The sequence below is a fragment of the Streptomyces sp. NPDC049879 genome (genome assembly GCF_044461265.1).
Lineage (GTDB): Bacteria > Actinomycetota > Actinomycetes > Streptomycetales > Streptomycetaceae > Streptomyces.
Window position 1 is genome coordinate 1,321,812 of record NZ_JBITKT010000001.1, and the last position, 17,251, is coordinate 1,339,062.

Annotated in this window: 12 protein-coding genes and 1 tRNA gene; 10 read left to right on the forward strand and 3 right to left on the reverse strand. The window is 71.7% G+C overall.

The window, feature by feature from the left end:
- Positions 1-169: 169 nt before the first annotated feature.
- Positions 170-252: transfer RNA gene (locus ACIBPC_RS06190), tRNA-Leu, on the reverse strand.
- A gap of 203 nt (positions 253-455) precedes the next feature.
- On the opposite strand from ACIBPC_RS06190, the gene ACIBPC_RS06195 reads away from it, so the two are divergent.
- From ACIBPC_RS06195 to ACIBPC_RS06220, 6 genes are all read left to right on the forward strand, one after another.
- Positions 456-1,049, forward strand: a complete 594-nt coding sequence (locus ACIBPC_RS06195) for a response regulator (protein WP_362967670.1) — start codon at positions 456-458, stop codon at positions 1,047-1,049.
- A 473-nt stretch (positions 1,050-1,522) separates the two neighbouring features.
- Complete coding sequence (locus tag ACIBPC_RS06200; RefSeq protein WP_362967631.1) at positions 1,523-2,674, forward strand: branched-chain amino acid ABC transporter substrate-binding protein; 1,152 nt, start codon at positions 1,523-1,525, stop codon at positions 2,672-2,674.
- A gap of 106 nt (positions 2,675-2,780) precedes the next feature.
- Positions 2,781-3,704, forward strand: a complete 924-nt coding sequence (locus ACIBPC_RS06205; protein WP_362967632.1) for a branched-chain amino acid ABC transporter permease — start codon at positions 2,781-2,783, stop codon at positions 3,702-3,704.
- Complete coding sequence (locus ACIBPC_RS06210; protein ID WP_362967633.1) at positions 3,701-5,158, forward strand: branched-chain amino acid ABC transporter permease; 1,458 nt, start codon at positions 3,701-3,703, stop codon at positions 5,156-5,158. The genes ACIBPC_RS06205 and ACIBPC_RS06210 overlap by 4 nt, the downstream gene beginning before the upstream one ends.
- Positions 5,155-6,123 (forward strand): ABC transporter ATP-binding protein, encoded by a 969-nt coding sequence (locus ACIBPC_RS06215; RefSeq protein WP_362967634.1) that lies wholly within the window; start codon positions 5,155-5,157, stop codon positions 6,121-6,123. The genes ACIBPC_RS06210 and ACIBPC_RS06215 overlap by 4 nt, the downstream gene beginning before the upstream one ends.
- Positions 6,120-6,887: an ABC transporter ATP-binding protein gene (locus ACIBPC_RS06220; protein WP_398841616.1), complete on the forward strand. Its 768-nt coding sequence runs from the start codon at positions 6,120-6,122 to the stop codon at positions 6,885-6,887. Before ACIBPC_RS06215 ends, ACIBPC_RS06220 begins: the two co-directional genes overlap by 4 nt.
- Positions 6,888-6,899: 12 nt before the next feature.
- On the opposite strand, the gene ACIBPC_RS06225 is transcribed toward ACIBPC_RS06220, so the two are convergent.
- Positions 6,900-7,406 carry a PaaI family thioesterase gene (locus tag ACIBPC_RS06225; protein ID WP_398841617.1) on the reverse strand — a complete coding sequence of 169 codons (507 nt, stop codon included), beginning with the start codon at positions 7,404-7,406 and terminating at the stop codon, positions 6,900-6,902.
- A 22-nt stretch (positions 7,407-7,428) separates the two neighbouring features.
- Positions 7,429-9,711, reverse strand: coding sequence for an FdhF/YdeP family oxidoreductase (locus ACIBPC_RS06230; RefSeq protein ID WP_398841619.1), 2,283 nt, complete (start codon positions 9,709-9,711; stop codon positions 7,429-7,431).
- Between the two features lie 99 nt (positions 9,712-9,810).
- On the opposite strand from ACIBPC_RS06230, the gene polA reads away from it, so the two are divergent.
- The 4 genes from polA (at position 9,811) to ACIBPC_RS06250 (ending at position 17,251) form a co-directional block, all read left to right on the forward strand.
- Positions 9,811-12,513: a DNA polymerase I gene (gene polA / locus ACIBPC_RS06235; RefSeq protein ID WP_398841620.1), complete on the forward strand. Its 2,703-nt coding sequence runs from the start codon at positions 9,811-9,813 to the stop codon at positions 12,511-12,513.
- A gap of 139 nt (positions 12,514-12,652) precedes the next feature.
- Positions 12,653-14,197 carry a hypothetical protein gene (locus ACIBPC_RS06240; RefSeq protein ID WP_398841621.1) on the forward strand — a complete coding sequence of 515 codons (1,545 nt, stop codon included), beginning with the start codon at positions 12,653-12,655 and terminating at the stop codon, positions 14,195-14,197.
- Positions 14,198-14,586: 389 nt separating this feature from the next.
- On the forward strand, positions 14,587-16,095 hold the full coding sequence (gene rpsA / locus ACIBPC_RS06245; RefSeq protein WP_362967640.1) for a 30S ribosomal protein S1: 1,509 nt from the start codon (positions 14,587-14,589) through the stop codon (positions 16,093-16,095).
- A 205-nt stretch (positions 16,096-16,300) separates the two neighbouring features.
- Positions 16,301-17,251, forward strand: coding sequence for a proteasome assembly chaperone family protein (locus ACIBPC_RS06250; protein WP_398841623.1), 951 nt, complete (start codon positions 16,301-16,303; stop codon positions 17,249-17,251).

Below are 17,251 nucleotides of genomic sequence, written 5' to 3' on the forward strand. Positions count from 1 at the left end.
GGCGGAGGAGAAAACGTCGGTGGAAGGGGGAGGCCGCGCGTCGAGCCCGTCCTCACTGATCCGGGAAGCCTGTCGTCAGCCATGCACTCAACGTAATCGGCGAATACGGAGCGTGACAAGGAGTGGCCGGATATTCACCCGCACGAGTGAGGGGAGAGGCGCTCGACGGTGCCGGGTGCGGGATTCGAACCCGCAAGCCCTCACGGGCAGAGGTGTTTGAGACCTCCGTGTATGCCATTCCACCAACCCGGCCGGACAAGTGGTCCACGGAGTCTATCGGCTCAGCCCGAACGGCGGCGAGTGGGTACTCTCGTGGGTGCCCCATCTGGCAGGAAACGAGGAGCACCGTGAGCACCCCCGACGTCCCCGACGAGCCCACCACCGCCCCCGATGCCGCCGCCCCCGCCGGAGCGGGCGCCCCGGCCGGGCAGGCCGACTCCCCGCACGTCCCGCCGCTGACCACCCGTGTCGTCATCGCCGAGGACGAGGCCCTGATCCGGCTCGACCTGAAGGAGATGCTGGAGGAGGAGGGCTACACCGTCGTCGGCGAGGCGGGAGACGGCGAGCGCGCGGTCGAGCTGGCGCGCGAACTCACCCCCGACCTCGTCATCCTCGACGTGAAGATGCCCGTCATGGACGGCATCTCCGCCGCTGAGAAGATCGCCGGCGAGGGCATCGCCCCCGTCCTGATGCTCACCGCCTTCTCCCAGCGCGACCTGGTGGAACGCGCCCGCGACGCGGGCGCGATGGCCTACCTCGTCAAGCCCTTCAGCAAGAGCGACGTCGTCCCGGCCATCGAGATCGCGGTCTCGCGCTTCACCGAGCTGAAGTCGCTCACCGCCGAGGTCGCCGACCTCGCCCAGCGCCTGGAGACCCGCAAGCTGGTGGACCGCGCCAAGAGCGTGCTCCAGACCCAGTACGGCCTCAGCGAACCGGCGGCGTTCCGCTGGATCCAGAAGACCTCCATGGACCGCAGGCTGTCCATGCGTCAGGTCGCCGAGGCCGTCATCCAGGACGCCGAGGAGAAGCGCCAGAAGCAGCAGAAGTGACCCCGCGGCGGACCGCCGCGGCCGTCGCTCTCCGTCACGATCTCCGGCCGGACGCCCCGTCACGCGCCGGAGCCGTCCGCCCCGTTCCACCGGTCCATTTCTCCCCGGAATGTCGTCCGCTGACCGCCTATGTCATTCCATGTCTCACCACAGCTGTCCTTATCGTTTCTCGAACGGCCGAAACGCGCCCGGGTATCGCGACCCGGGCGCGTTTTCCGTTTGCATACCGTCCCTGGTCCGGGATGAGTCGATCTTGGCCGGAACGTCCGTTGACCGGTCAGTCGTGTTCTGTTTCCGGCGTGTGCCACAGGTCACGAGGCGATCACATCTGTCCCTTCGGAGTGTTCGCGCCGCGTGAAGGGCAATAGATTCCGCTGCACGCCGCACCGGTGTGCCTGCAGGCATGGGAGCTGTGCGGTGACGACACGTCTGGCTCGCTCCAGGGGGTTTTCGAAGTGCTCAACAAAACCATCGTGAGGCTCGCGATACCTGTCGCGGCCGGCGCGCTCGTTCTCACCGGGTGCAGCAGCGACGACGACGGCGGTGGTGGGGGCGGCGGCACGTCGTACAAGATCGCCTATCAGGGGCCGCTCTCCGGGCAAAACGTCGGCCTCGGCGAAAACATGCAGAACGGTATTCAGCTCGCCATCAACGAGGCGAACGAGTCGGGTGATTACGACTTCGAGCTGGAGTACCTCGCCGCCGACGACCAGGGCAGCGAGACGCAGGCCACCGCCGCCGCGCAGAGCGCCATCGACGACTCCGACGTCGTCGCCGTCATCGGCCCCGCGTTCTCCGGCCCCGCCAACGTCTCAGGACCCCTCTACGGGCAGGCCGGCCTCGCCGCGGTCTCCACGTCCGCCACCAACCCGACGCTCACCGAGCAGGGCTTCGGCACCTTCCTGCGCGCCGTCCCCAACGACAACGCCCAGGGCGCCGGGATGGCCGAGTTCCTCGCCGGCCAGGACGGCGTCGAGTCCGTCGTCGTGGTGGACGACGTGACGCCGTACGGCGAGGGCCTGGCCGACGTCGCCGAGGCCGGTCTGTCCGATGCCGGTGTCGAGGTGGAGCGCCAGAGCATCCCCGCCGACACCGTCGACTACAGCAGCGCCGCGCGCAACATCGTGGAGTCCGGCGCCGACGCCCTGATCTACGCGGGTTACTACGAGGCGCTCGCGCCGTTCGCCGTCCGGCTGTCCGAGGCCGGTTTCGACGGCATCGGCATCTCGGGCGACGGCTCGAACGACGACGAGCTGATCAACCTCGCCGGTGACGCGGTGGAGGGCTGGTACCTCACCTGCCCGTGCACCGACGCCACGCAGGAGGAGAGCACCCAGGACTTCGCCGAGCGCTACGAGGCCGAGTTCGGCATCCCCCCGGGCACCTACTCCGCCGAGTCCTACGACGCGGCCAACATGATCATCGAGCAGATCGCCGGCCTGGGCGGCGACGTCGACCGCCAGGGGCTGTACGAGGCCCTCGCCGGTGCCGAGTACCAGGGCCTGACGAAGACCTTCTCCTTCGACGAGAACGGCGAGTTCACGCAGCAGGCGATCTTCATGTACCAGATCGAGGGCGGCGCCATCGGCTACGTGGGCGCCATCGAGGAGCTGGTCGGCGGCTGACGGGCCGTCCAAGGACCCGGCCCGCGGGGCGGCGGCGCGCGACCGCCGCCGCCCCGCCACGGCCCGTCTCCCCGGCAGCCGCTCGTTCCCACAAGGAAGTCAGCCCATGTCCCTTTCCGACATCTGGGACGTCCTCGTCCTCGGGGTGGTGCTCGGCTCGCTCTACGCCGTCATCGCCATCGGTTACACGCTCGTCTACGGCGTTCTCCAGCTCCTGAACTTCGCGCACAGCGAGGTTTTCATGGCCGGTGGATTCGGCGGCGTCATCGCCCTCACGCTCGTCGAACCGGTCGCCGACCCGTCCGGAATGCAATCCGTCCTCTACATTCTGCTCGGCATCTGCGCCGGCGCGGCATTGGGCGGGCTCGTCGCCTTCGGACTGGAAAAGGCCGCGTATCTTCCCCTGCGGCGCCGCAACGCGCCCCGCCTCGTCTTCCTCATCACGGCCATCGGCGCCTCGTTCTTCCTCTACAACCTCGCCGGGAAACTCTTCGGCCGTTATCCGATGCCGATGCCGTCGATGTACGAGAACCGGCGCCTGTTCACCGTCTTCGGCGCACCGGTCAGCGTGACGCAGCTGCTGATCGTGCTCGTCGGCGTCCTGATGCTGGTCACGGTCGACTTCATCGTGAACCGCACCAAGCTCGGCTCCGGCATCCGCGCCGTCGCGCAGGACCCGGAGGTCGCGTCGCTGATGGGCGTGAACATCGACCGCGTCATCTCCAGGACCTTCGTCCTCGGCGGCCTCATGGGCGGCGCGGCCGGATTCCTCTTCGGCACGAACCTCCAGGTCGACTACACGATGGGCTTCCTCCCCGGCATCACCGCCTTCGCCGCCGCCGTCCTCGGCGGCATCGGCAACGTGCGCGGCGCCATGCTGGGCGGGCTCACCCTCGGCGTCGTCGAGTCGTTCACCGTCGAGATCTGGGGCGACGCCTGGCGGTACGTCGGCGGGTTCGCCGCCCTCGTGCTGGTCCTGATGTTCCGCCCCACCGGCATCCTCGGCGAGCGGGTCGGGAGGGCCGCATGACCACCGAAGCACCCGTCCACGCGCCCCTGAGCGCGGCGGCGCGCCTCCGCCGCCGCAAGTGGTACCAGGAACCGCGCTGGAAGCGGCTGTCCGCCCTCCTCGTCCTGGCCGTCGTCATCGCCCAGGCGACGGGCGTCCAGGGCGTCCGCGGCGACCTCTTCTTCGCGCTCCAGGAGAACTTCAAGGGCGCCCGCATCTGGATCTGCGTCGGCATCGCCCTCGCCGTCTGGGCCGTCAGGGAGTTCGGCCGCGACGGCGTCGACCGCTACACCTCCGCCGTCCGCGAGGAGTCCGGCCGCCCCGTCGGACGGCCCGCCGACGTACGCCCCGCCCAGGGCTTCTCCCCCCGCACCGCGCACGTCTGGCTGCCCGCCACCGTCGCCCGTGCCGTACGGCTCGTCACCGGCCTGTTCCGGGATCACGCCGTCTACCGCTGGACCGCCCTCGGCGCGCTGCTGGTCTTCCTCGTCTTCCTGCCGATGATGGTCGCCACCTTCTGGCAGCAGGTCATGGTGGACCAGATCGGCATGTACGTCCTGGTCGCCATCGGCCTGAACGTGGTCATCGGCTGGGCCGGCATGCTCGACCTCGGCTTCATCGCGTTCTTCGCCATCGGCGCCTACAGCTCGGCCTTCTGGACCGGCGGCCTGCCCGTCGAGCCGCCCGTCGAGCTGAACAACTTCCTCGTGATCCCGGTCGCCGTCGTCACCTGCCTCATCGCGGGCCTGCTGCTCGGCGCGCCCACGCTCCGGCTGCGCGGCGACTACCTGGCCATCGTGACGCTCGGCTTCCACGAGATCGTCTACCTGATCGCCAGGAACTGGTCCGACTTCACCGGCGGTACGCGCGGCGCCCCCGGCCTCGACCGCTTCTCCGTGGACCTCGGCTTCTGGTCGTACGAGTGGCAGCTCGACCCGGCGCCGTACTACTGGCTCCAGCTCGCGTTCGTCGTCGCGATCATCGCCCTGTTCCTCCGGCTTGAGCACTCGCGCGTCGGCCGCGCCTGGACGGCGATCCGCGAGGACGAGGTCGCCGCGGCGGCCACCGGCGTCAACACCGTCCGCTTCAAGCTGCTCGCGTTCGCCATCGGCGCGTCCACCTCGGGCGTCGCGGGCGTCGTGTACGCGAGCAAGCAGGGCTTCATCAACCCCGAGCAGTTCGTGGTGCTGATGTCCGTGCTGGCGCTGTCGTACGTCGTGTTCGGCGGCATGGGTTCGATCCCCGGCGTGGTCCTCGGCACCGTGATCCTCGTCTGGCTGCCGGAGTACCTGCGCGACACCGTCGACCCGCAGGACCGCTTCATGTACCTCGGCGGCCTGCTGGTCGTCATGATGATCTACCGCCCGCAGGGCCTGCTGCCCTCCCGCCGCCGCCAGCGTGAGCTGCGGATGGCGGAGGAGGGCCAGGGCGGCGCGGACGCGCTGGGCGCGCAGCCGGGAGGTGCGCAGGGATGACCACCGAGATGAAGGACGCCGCACGGGCGCCCGAACCCGCCGGGGCGGACAACGTCCTCGACGCCAGCGGGGTCACCCTGCGGTTCGGCGGCCTGACCAGCCTCGACGGGGTCGAGCTGCGGATGAGGCGCGGCGAGATCCTCGCCGTCATCGGGCCGAACGGCGCGGGCAAGACGTCGCTGTTCAACTCGCTGACCGGCGCGTACGTGCCGCAGGAAGGCGCGATCACCTACCGGCCCAAGGCGGGCGGCAGCCACGAGCTGCGCGGCCAGAAGCCGCACCGGGTGAGCCGCCTCGGGGTGGCCAGGACGTTCCAGAACATCCGGCTGTTCGGCGCGCTGACCGTGCTGGAGAACGTCAAGATCGCCGTCGAGACGCGGCAGCGCACCGACGCCATCTCCATCATGCTCGGCCTGCCGAACGCCCGCCGCGACGAGCGCGAGAGCGACCGCAAGGCGCACGAGGTCCTCTCGTACGTCGGCCTGGAGAACCGGATCAACGAGCTGGCCTCCTCGCTCAGCTACGGCGAGCAGCGGCGTCTTGAGATCGCCCGCGCCCTCGCCACCGCGCCCGAGGTGCTGCTGCTCGACGAACCGGCGGCGGGCACCAACCCCACCGAGAAGCGTGACCTGGAAGTCCTGATCCGGCGCATCAACACCGACCTGGCCGTCAGCGTCCTGCTGATCGAGCACGACATGCGGCTGGTCATGTCGGTGGCCGACCGCGTCGTGGTGCTCAACTTCGGCAAGAAGATCGCCGAGGGCACCCCGGCCGAGGTCCAGCGGGATCCGGCCGTCGTCGAGGCGTACCTCGGCGCGTCCGCCGAGGAGGACTCCGCCGCGGTCGCCGACATGCTCGCCGCGCAGGCGGCGGCCGACGTCCCCGCGCCGCGCGGACCGGCCGACGACGGCACGGGCGGCGGCACGGACGGTACGGCGGACGGCAGCGAGGAGGACCGGTCATGAGCACCGAGCTGGAGAAGGAGCCCCGGCCGTCGCCCGGCACCGACGCGGGACCGCCCCTGCTCGAACTGCGGGACCTGCACGTCTACTACGGCGCCATCGAGGCGCTGAAGGGCGTCAGCCTCACCGTCGGCCGGGGCGAGGTCGTCGCGCTGCTCGGCGCCAACGGCGCGGGCAAGTCCACCACTCTGAAGACCGCCTCCGGCATGCACGCGCCCCGCACGGGCCAGGTCCTGCTGCACGGCGAACGCGTGGACGGCATCGCCTCGCACGAGCTGGTCCGCTTCGGCATCGGCCATGTCCCGGAGGGCCGCCGCGTCTTCCCGCGCATGACCGTGCTGGAGAACCTGCGGATGGGCGCGTACCGGCTGCGCCGCCCCGACCCGGCCGACCTCGACCGGGTGTTCACGCTCTTCCCGCGCCTCGCCAACCGCCGCAAGCAGGTCGGCGGCACCCTGTCGGGCGGCGAGCAGCAGATGCTGGCCATCGGCCGCGCCCTCATGGGCAAGCCCGAACTGCTGCTGCTCGACGAGCCGTCCATGGGCCTCGCCCCGCTGATCGTCCAGCAGATCTTCGAGATCCTCGGGGAGATCAACGCCCAGGGCACGACCCTGCTCCTCGTGGAGCAGAACGCGTCGCAGGCGCTCCAGCTCGCCGACCGCGGCTACGTGCTGGAGACCGGCAGCGTCGTCATGGCCGACACCGCCGGGGCTCTCCTGTCCGACCCGCGTGTACGCGCCGCCTACCTCGGTGAAGCCATCGAGTGACGCGGCGGCACGTCAGGCGACGGGCGGGGCACCGGTTTCCGGGGCCCCGCCCTCCCGCGTCTGCTGGGTCGCGGGACGCAGCGCGCACGTCAGCCGGGCCGTGCACACGCGCTTGCCCCGCTCGTCGGTGAGGACGATCTCGTACGTCGCCGACGTCCGCCCCGTGTGCGCGGGCGTCGCCACGCCCGTCACGAGGCCGGAGCGCACCGGGCGGTGATGCGTGCAGTTCAGGTCCACGCCCACCGCGATCTTGTTCGGCCCCGCGTGCAGCATCGCGCCCACCGAGCCGAGGGTCTCGGCCAAGACGGCGGACGCCCCGCCGTGCAGCAGCCCGTACGGCTGCGTGTTGCCCTCCACCGGGATCGTGCCGACGACGCGCTCGGGCGACGCCTCCGTCACCCGCACGCCCATGCGCTCGCCGAGCGCCCCCGCCGAGAAGAGTGCGGGCAGGTCGATGCCGAGGACGGCCCACTGGTCGAGGGTCTCCGGGGGGAACTGTGTACCACTGCGCTCAGCCATGCCAGCGTTCTACCAGGTCCCCTCAGCGCTCCGCCGCCCGGGTGAGGCGGATGACGACGGACTTGCTGGCCGGGGTGTTGCTGACGTCCGCCGTGGAGTCGAGCGGCACCAGCACGTTCGTCTCCGGGTAGTACGCGGCGGCGCAGCCCGGCGTCGTCGGGTAGTGGACGACGCGGAAGCCGCGCGCGGTGCGCTCGCTGCCGTCGGTCCACTCGCTGGTCAGATCGGCGTAGTCGCCGTCGGCGAGCCCGCGTTCGGCCGCGTCCCGCGGGTGCACCATGACGACGCGCCGCCCGCCCGTGATGCCGCGGTAGCGGTCGTCCAGGCCGTAGACCGTGGTGTTGTACTGGTCGTGCGACCGCAGGGTCTGGAGCAGCAGGCGCCCCTCGGGAACGCGCGGGTACTCGACGGGGGACGCCGTGAAGTTCGCCTTCCCGGTGGCGGTGGGGAACGTGCGGCTGTCGCGCGGGCCGTGCGGCAGCGTGAACCCGCCGGGCGCCGCGACCCGTTCCTCGAAGTCCTCGAAACCGGGCACCACCCGCGCGATCCGCTCCCGCACGCGCCGGTAGTCCGCCTCGAACTCCTCCCACGGCGTCGCGCTGCCCGCCCCCAGCACCCGCCGCGCCAGCCGGGCGACGATGGCGGGCTCGGACAGCAGCGCGGGGCCCGCGGGCCGCAGCCGCCCCCGCGAGGCGTGCACCTTGCCCATGGAGTCCTCGACCGTCACGAACTGGTCGCCCGACGCCTGCGTGTCCCGCTCGGTGCGGCCCAGCGTGGGCAGGATCAGCGCACGGGTGCCGGTGACGCAGTGGGAACGGTTCAGCTTCGTCGACACGTGCACCGTCAGGCGCGCGCGGCGCATCGCGTCCTCGGTCACGTCCGTGTCCGGGCTGGCCGCGACGAAGTTCCCGCCCATCGCGAAGAACACCTTCACCCGCCCGTCCCGCATCGCGCGGATCGAGTCCACGACGTCGAGCCCGTGCCTCCTCGGGGGCGCGAAGCCGAACTCGCGCCCCAGCGCGTCGAGGAACGCGCCGGCCGGCTTCTCGTAGATTCCCATCGTCCGGTCGCCCTGCACGTTGCTGTGCCCGCGCACCGGGCAGACGCCCGCGCCGGGGCGGCCGATGTTGCCGCGCAGCAGGAGGAAGTTCACGACCTCCTTGATCGTCGGCACCGAGTGCTTGTGCTGCGTCAGGCCCATCGCCCAGCAGACCACCACGCTCCGGGACGCGAGCACCATCTCCAGCGCCCGTTCGATCTCCGCGCGGGACAGCCCCGTCGCGGCCAGCGTCTCGTCCCAGCCGGCCGCCCGCGCCGCCGCCGCGAACTCCTCGAAGCCGTGGCAGTGCTCCGCGACGAACTGCGTGTCCACCGCGCCCTCGCGCTCCAGCAGCAGCCGGTTCAGCAGCCGGAAGAGCGCCTGGTCGCCGCCGATCCTGATCTGGAGGAAGAGGTCCGTCAGCGGCGTGCCGCGCCCGGTGAGGCCGCGCGGGGTCTGCGGGTTCCTGAACCGTTCGAGCCCGGCCTCGGGCAGGGGGTTCACCGAGATGACGCGGGCGCCGTTCTCCTTGGCCTTCTCCAGCGCCGACAGCATGCGCGGGTGGTTCGTGCCCGGGTTCTGGCCCGCGACGATGATGAGATCGGCCCGGTACAGGTCTTCGAGCTGCACGCTGCCCTTGCCGATCCCGATCGTCTCCACCAGCGCGGAGCCCGACGACTCGTGGCACATGTTGGAGCAGTCGGGCAGGTTGTTCGTGCCGAACTCGCGGGCGAACAGCTGGTAGAGGAACGCCGCCTCGTTGCTCGTGCGGCCCGACGTGTAGAAGACCGCCTCGTCCGGCGAGCCGAGGGCCCGCAGCTCCTCGGCGATCAGGCCGAACGCCTCGTCCCACCCCACCGGCTCGTACCGGTCCGCGCCCTCCGGCAGGTACATCGGCGTCGTCAGGCGGCCCTGCTGCCCCAGCCAGTAACCCGAGCGGTCCGCGAGGTCACCCACCGTGTGCTCCGCGAAGAACGCGGGCGTCACCCGCCGCAGCGTCGCCTCCTCTGCGACGGCCTTCGCGCCGTTCTCGCAGAACTCCGCCGCGTGCGGCTTCCCCGGCTCGGGCCAGGCGCAGCCGGGGCAGTCGAACCCGTCCCGCTGGTTCACGCGCAGCAGCGTGAGCGCCGTGCGCCGCACGCCCATCTGCCGCTGCGCCGCCCGCATCGCGTGCCCGACCGCCGGGAGCCCGGCCGCCGAGTGCCGGGGCTCACCGACCTCGGGGGAGTCCTGGACCGGGTCCTGCGCCGGGGGCTTGGCGGGCATCGCTGATCACCTCGCGTGGGGGACGTCGCATGGAGGGAATCCTCCGATCCTCCCACGGCCGGGACGGGAGTGTCAGTGGCGCGTGGGAGGATCGGGAACGTGGCTGAGAACGCATCGCAGACGACCGCCCCGCCCCGCCTGCTCCTGCTCGACGGGCACTCGCTGGCGTACCGCGCCTTCTTCGCGCTGCCCGCCGAGAACTTCACGACCGCGGTGGGCCAGCCGACGAACGCGATCTACGGCTTCGCCTCCATGCTCGCGAACACCCTGCGTGACGAGGCGCCCACGCACCTCGCGGTCGCCTTCGACGTCTCCCGCAAGACCTGGCGCTCGGAGCGCTACACCGAGTACAAGGCCACCAGGTCCGCCACACCCGACGACTTCAAGGGCCAGGTCGAGCTGATCGGCGAGCTGCTCGACGCGATGCGCGTGCCCCGCTTCGCCGTCGACGGGTACGAGGCGGACGACGTCATCGCCACCCTCGCCACGAAGGCCGCCTCCGAGGGCTTCCACGTCTCGATCGTCACCGGCGACCGGGACGCGTTCCAGCTGGTCGGCGACAGCGTCACCGTGCTCTACCCGACCAAGGGCGTCTCCGAGCTGACCCGCTTCACACCCGACAAGGTCCTGGAGAAGTACGGCCTGCCGCCCGCCCGCTACCCGGACTTCGCCGCCCTGCGCGGCGACCCCTCCGACAACCTGCCCGGCATCCCCGGCGTCGGCGAGAAGACCGCAGCCAAGTGGATCAACCAGTTCGGCTCCCTCGACGACCTGCTGGAGCGCGCCGACGAGGTGAAGGGCAAGGCCGGGCAGAACCTGCGCGACCACCTCGACGCCGTCCGCCTCAACCGCGTCCTCACCGAGCTGGTCCGCGACATCGACCTCGGCTGCGGCCCGGCCGACCTGGCGCGCGAGCCGTACGACCGGGACGCCCTCGTCGTCCTGCTCGACGCCCTGGAGTTCCGCAACGCCAGCCTCCGCGACCGCCTCTTCGCCGTCGACCCGGGCGCCGAGGAGGACGAGCCCGAGGTCGGCGAGGGCGTCGAGGTGGAGGGCGCGGTCCTCACGGCGGGCGGCCTCGCCCCCTGGCTCGCCGAGCACGCCGCCGAACCGCTCGGCATGGCCACCACGGACGCCTGGAAGCTCGGCACCGGCAGCGTGCACGCCGTCGCGCTCGCCACCGCCACGGGCCCCGCCGCCTGGTTCGACCCCGCGCAGCTCGACGAGGCGGACGAACGCGCCTTCGCCGCCTGGGCGGCCGACGGCGAGCGCCCCAAGGTCCTGCACAACGCCAAGGCCGTCCAGCGGGTCTTCGCCGAGCACGGCTGGCACGTCGCCGGCATCACCATGGACACCGCGCTCGCCGCCTACCTCGTTCAGCCGGGCCGCCGCGCCTTCGCCCTCGACGCGCTGAGTGTCGAGTTCCTCGGCCGCGAGCTGGCCAGGCCGGCCGACGAGAGCGGCCAGCTCGCCCTCGGCGCCGACGACGCGGCCGAGGCGGACACCCTCATGCGGCACGCCCGTACCGTCCTCGACCTCGGCGAGACGTTCCGCGGCCGGCTGACCGAGGTCGGCGCCGCCGGACTGCTCACCGAGCTGGAACTGCCCACCTCCGACCTCCTCGCCCGCATGGAACGGGCCGGCATCGCCGCCGACCGCGCCTGGCTTGAGCGCCTTGAGCAGCAGTTCGCCACCGCCGTCCAGCAGGCCGTCACCGAGGCGCACGCCTCGGTCGGCCACGAGTTCAACCTCGGCTCGCCCAAGCAGCTGCAGGAGGTCCTCTTCGGCGAACTGGGCCTGCCGAAGACCAAGAAGACGAAGACCGGCTACACGACCGACGCCGACGCCCTCGCCTGGCTCGCCGCCCAGACCGAGCACGAACTGCCGGTCATCATGCTCAGGCACCGCGAGCAGGCCAGGCTGCGCAGCACCGTCGAGGGCCTGATCAAGACGATCGCCTCGGACGGCCGCATCCACACCACGTTCCAGCAGACCGTGGCCGCCACCGGCCGCCTCTCCTCCACGGACCCCAACCTCCAGAACATCCCGGTCCGCACCGACGAGGGCCGCGCCATCCGCCGCGGCTTCACCGTGGGCGAGGGCTACGAGTGCCTGCTCACGGCCGACTACAGCCAGATCGAACTGCGCGTCATGGCCCACCTGTCGGAGGACGCCGGGCTCATCGAGGCGTTCACCTCCGGCGAGGACCTCCACACCACCGTCGGCTCGCAGGTGTTCTCCGTCCCCAAGGACCAGGTGGACGCCGAGATGCGCCGCCGCATCAAGGCGATGAGCTACGGCCTCGCCTACGGCCTGTCCGCCTTCGGCCTGTCGCAGCAGCTGTCGATCTCCCCCGACGAGGCGCGCGGCCTGATGGACACCTACTTCGAACGGTTCGGCGGCGTCCGCGACTACCTCCAGCACGTCGTGGTCGAGGCCACGGCCACCGGCTACACCGAGACCGTCCTCGGCCGCCGCCGCTACCTCCCCGACCTCACCAGCTCCAACCGGCAGCGCCGCGAGATGGCGGAGCGCATGGCGCTCAACGCCCCCATCCAGGGCACCGCGGCCGACATCGTCAAGATCGCCATGCTGCGCGTGGACGGCGCGCTGCGCCGCGAAGGGCTCGCCACCCGGATGCTGCTCCAGGTCCACGACGAGATCGTCCTCGAAGTGGCCCCCGGCGAACGGGAGCAGGTCACGGCGCTGGTGCGGCGCGAGATGGCGGGCGCGGCGCACCTGCGGGCCCCGCTGGACGTCTCGATCGGCGCCGGGGAGACCTGGGAGGCGGCCGCGCACTGACGGCCCCGGTTTCCCCAGCCGCCACTCCGGATACGCCCGGGGGTTCTGGCAGCGGGAGCGCGACCTGTCGTACTGTCATCCGTCAACGGGCAAGAGCCGCACGTGAGTCGCAGACAGCAGCAGACGAAGGGGACGGCGAGTGGGGTTGCGCATCGGCAGGGTCCGCCGGGGGATTTCCGGGTCCGCGGTCGCCGCGGCGGCGATGGCCGCGCTGACCGCCTCACAGGCATCCGACGTACTGAGCACTGATTCCTCGCCACCGCAGGACCCGCCGTCCGGCACGGTCGCCGCCGACGACACACCGGGCGACGCGGACCCCGGCGGCGAGGCCGCCGGAGACCTGCCCTACCACACGGACCTGCCGCCGCTCGACACGGTCGAGCCGGGCACCCCGGACGGCGGCCAGGAGGCGGGCGGGCCGCTCGGCGGCGGGGAGTCCGGCATACCCGCCACGGTCCTGGACGCCTACCGCTCGGCAGCCACGACCGTCGCGGGCACGACCCCCGGGTGCGGACTCACCTGGGAACTGCTCGCCGCCATCGGCAAGGTGGAGTCGGGACACGCGCGCGGCGGCGACGTCACCGCGGACGGCACGACCACCACGCCCATCCTCGGCCCCGTCCTCAACGGGCAGGGCTTCGCGCAGATCAACGACACCGACGACGGCCGCTGGGACAGCGACACCGTCTACGACCGCGCGGTCGGCCCGATGCAGTTCATCCCCTCCACCTGGGCGAGCTGGGGGGCCGACGGCAACGGCGACGGCGTGTCGAACCCCAACAACGTGTACGACGCGGCCCTCGCCGCGGGCGACTACCTCTGCGCCTCCGGCCGCACCCTCGCCCTCTCGGCGAACCTCGACCGCGCCATCCTCAGCTACAACCACTCCTGGGACTACGTCCGCACCGTGCGCTCCTGGCTGGAGTACTACCAGCGCGGGGTCCACGAGGTGCCGGACGGCGAGGGCGGCCTGCCGCACAGCCCCGGCCCCGGCAACCCGGACGCCGGTCGCCGTCCCGCCGGTCCGCAGCGCCCCGCGGGCCCGCCGCCCGCCACCGGCGGGAACGGCGCCGAGCGCCCGGACAGGCCGGGCACCCCCGCCGAGCCGGAAGAACCGGCGGAGCCCGGGGAGCCGCAGGAACCGGGCGGCCCCGGCAAGCCGGAGGACCCGGGCCCCGAGGACCCGGGCCCCGGGAACGAGAACCCGGGACCGGGCGACCCGACCGACCCGACAGATCCCACCGACCCGACGGACCCGACGGACCCGACGGACCCGACCGATCCGACGGACCCCACCGATCCGACGGACCCGGGCGATCCCGAGTGCCCCACCGACCCGGAGGACCCGACCGACCCGGGCGAGCCGACCGATCCGGGCGAGCCGACCGATCCCGGCGAGCCCACCGAGCCAGGTGAACCGACGGACCCGGGCGAGCCCACGGACCCCACCGACCCCACCGACCCGACGGACCCGGGTGACCCCACTGATCCCGGCGACCCGACCGACCCGGGCGAGGACGACGGCTGCGGCGACCCGGAGGACCCGACCGACCCGACCGACCCCGGTGAGGAGACACCCGGCGAGGAGACCCCGGGCGAAGGCGGCGAGGAGGACGAGGACGGCAGCGGCGGCGAAGCCGGGACCGTGACGGCCCTCGGCGTGCTGTCCCGGCGCGCCGTCTGAGGCCGGGCGCCAGACGCCGGACACCGCCCCCGGGACCAGGCGTCCCGGGGGCCCGGGCCCGCCCGCCGACGGCGCCGTCCCGCCGCCCGGGGGACGACACTCGCCGGATTTGGCCCGATAGCGCCCCTCGTGGGGCGAACCGCGCATTGACCCCGCTCCGATGCGCCCGTATGCTATAAGGCGCGCTGCGGGCCTGCGCGCCTCAGACGGAGCAGGACGCGCTCGCAATTGCTGTAGTCCCCTCGGTTGTCGAGGCGCTACCGGCTCCTGGACCCTTCGCGGTCCCGGTACGGAAGCTCCTTCCCCATCCGGTCGGCCTCAGTGCTGCGACATGGGCTTTCGGCGTAGCTGTGCCTACGAAACATGTCCGTACCGGAGCCCTTTACCACATGACGAGCAGCACCGAGACCACCGCGACCACGCCGCAGGTTGCGGTAAACGACATCGGTTCCGAGGAAGCCTTCCTCGCCGCGATCGACGAGACGATCAAGTATTTCAACGACGGCGACATCGTCGACGGCGTCATCGTGAAGGTCGATCGGGACGAGGTCCTGCTCGACATCGGCTACAAGACCGAGGGCGTCATCCCCTCGCGCGAGCTGTCGATCAAGCACGACGTCGACCCCAACGAGGTCGTCGCCGTCGGTGACGAGATCGAGGCCCTCGTCCTCCAGAAGGAGGACAAGGAGGGGCGCCTGATCCTCTCGAAGAAGCGCGCCCAGTACGAGCGTGCCTGGGGCACCATCGAGAAGATCAAGGACGAGGACGGCATCGTCACCGGCACGGTGATCGAGGTCGTCAAGGGCGGCCTGATCCTCGACATCGGCCTGCGCGGCTTCCTGCCCGCCTCGCTGGTCGAGATGCGCCGCGTCCGCGACCTCCAGCCGTACGTCGGCAAGGAGCTCGAGGCCAAGATCATCGAGCTGGACAAGAACCGCAACAACGTGGTCCTCTCCCGCCGCGCCTGGCTGGAGCAGACCCAGAGCGAGGTCCGCCAGACCTTCCTCACCACCCTCCAGAAGGGCCAGGTGCGCTCCGGCGTCGTCTCCTCCATCGTCAACTTCGGTGCCTTCGTGGACCTGGGTGGCGTGGACGGCCTGGTGCACGTGTCCGAGCTGTCCTGGAAGCACATCGACCACCCCTCCGAGGTCGTCGAGGTCGGCCAGGAGGTCACGGTCGAGGTCCTGGACGTGGACATGGACCGCGAGCGCGTGTCGCTGTCCCTCAAGGCCACGCAGGAAGACCCGTGGCAGCAGTTCGCCAGGACGCACCAGATCGGGCAGGTCGTGCCCGGCAAGGTCACCAAGCTGGTGCCCTTCGGCGCGTTCGTCCGGGTGGACGAGGGCATCGAGGGCCTGGTCCACATCTCCGAGCTGGCCGAGCGCCACGTGGAGATCCCGGAGCAGGTCGTCCAGGTCAACGACGAGATCTTCGTCAAGGTCATCGACATCGACCTGGAGCGCCGCCGGATCAGCCTCTCGCTGAAGCAGGCGAACGAGAACTTCGGCCCCGACCCGATGGCCGTCGAGTTCGACCCGACCCTGTACGGCATGGCCGCCTCCTACGACGACCAGGGCAACTACATCTACCCCGAGGGCTTCGACCCGGAGGCGAACGACTGGCTGCCCGGGTACGACAAGCAGCGCGAGGAGTGGGAGCGCCAGTACGCCGAGGCGCAGCAGCGCTTCGAGCAGCACCAGGCTCAGGTCATCAAGTCCCGCGAGGCCGACGCGCAGGCCGAGGCCGAGGCGGCGGGCTCCGGCGGCGGCCAGGCGGCCGGCGGCTCGGGCGGCGGCGGTGGCTCGTACTCCTCGCCGCAGACCGAGGACGCGGGCGCCCTGGCGTCCGACGAGGCGCTTGCGGCCCTCCGCGAGAAGCTCGCGGGCGGCCAGAGCTGACCCGAGGACCGGGCGGTCGCTGACCGCGCCGATCACCGCACGAAGGCCGTGGCCCGTCTCCCTCACCGGAGGCGGGCCACGGCCCTTTGCGTCGGGGGAGCGGGCGCGGGGAGGGAGCAGGCCCGGACGCAACACGGAGGGAATGTGCGGGCGGTACGGTGCGTTGACCGGTCCGTACGCGAGCGACGGGAAGGAAGCGGTGGCGGTGCGTGATCCGCAGGAGTTGTACGCGTGGGAGCCGCGGGGCCTGGCCCTGGCCGACGAGGCGACCGGCGGCCCGGACAGCGCGGGCCCGGTCCTGATCTATCACTTCGAGGGCTTCATGGACGCCGGCGAGACCGGCGCCCAGCTGATCGAGCAGCTGGTCGAGGGGCGGGATTCCGTCACGGTCGCGCGCTTCGACCACGACCGCCTGGTGGACTACCGCGCCCGCCGCCCTCTGATGACCTTCCGGCGCGACCGGTGGACGGCGTACGAGGCGCCCGCCCTGGAGCTGCGGCTCGTGCGGGACGCGACCCACCAGCCGTTCCTGGTCCTGTCGGGCCCCGAGCCCGACGTCGAGTGGGAGAGCTTCGCCGCCGCCGTCCGGCAGATCGTGGAACGCCTCGACGTGCGGCTCTCCGTGACGTCCCACGGCATCCCGATGGGCGTCCCGCACACCCGCCCGGTGGGCCTGACGCCGCACGGCAACAGGTCGGAGCTGGTCCCCGGGCACCACGGCATGTTCGACGAGGCGCAGGTCCCGGGCAGCGCGGCGGCGCTGGTGGAGCTGCGGCTGAGCGAGGCGGGCCACGACGTGCTCGGCGTCGCGGCGCACGTGCCGCACTACATCGCGCGGTCTCGGTACCCGGACGCGACGCTCGTCGTGCTGGAGGCGCTGACGGCGGCGACGGGTCTGGTGCTGCCCGACGAGGCGCACGCCCTGCGCAGCCGCGCGCTGAAGACGCAGGACGAGATCGAGCGCGAGCTGGCCGAGGGCGACTCGGAGCTGGTCGCGGTCGTGCGCGGTCTGGAACAGCAGTACGACGCGATCGCCGGTGTCGCCACGCGCGGCAGCCTGGTGGCCGAGCCGGCGGAGCTGCCGTCGGCGGACGAGCTGGGCGAGGTCTTCGAGCGGTTCCTGGCCGAGCGCGAGGACGGCGACGGGGACAGGTAG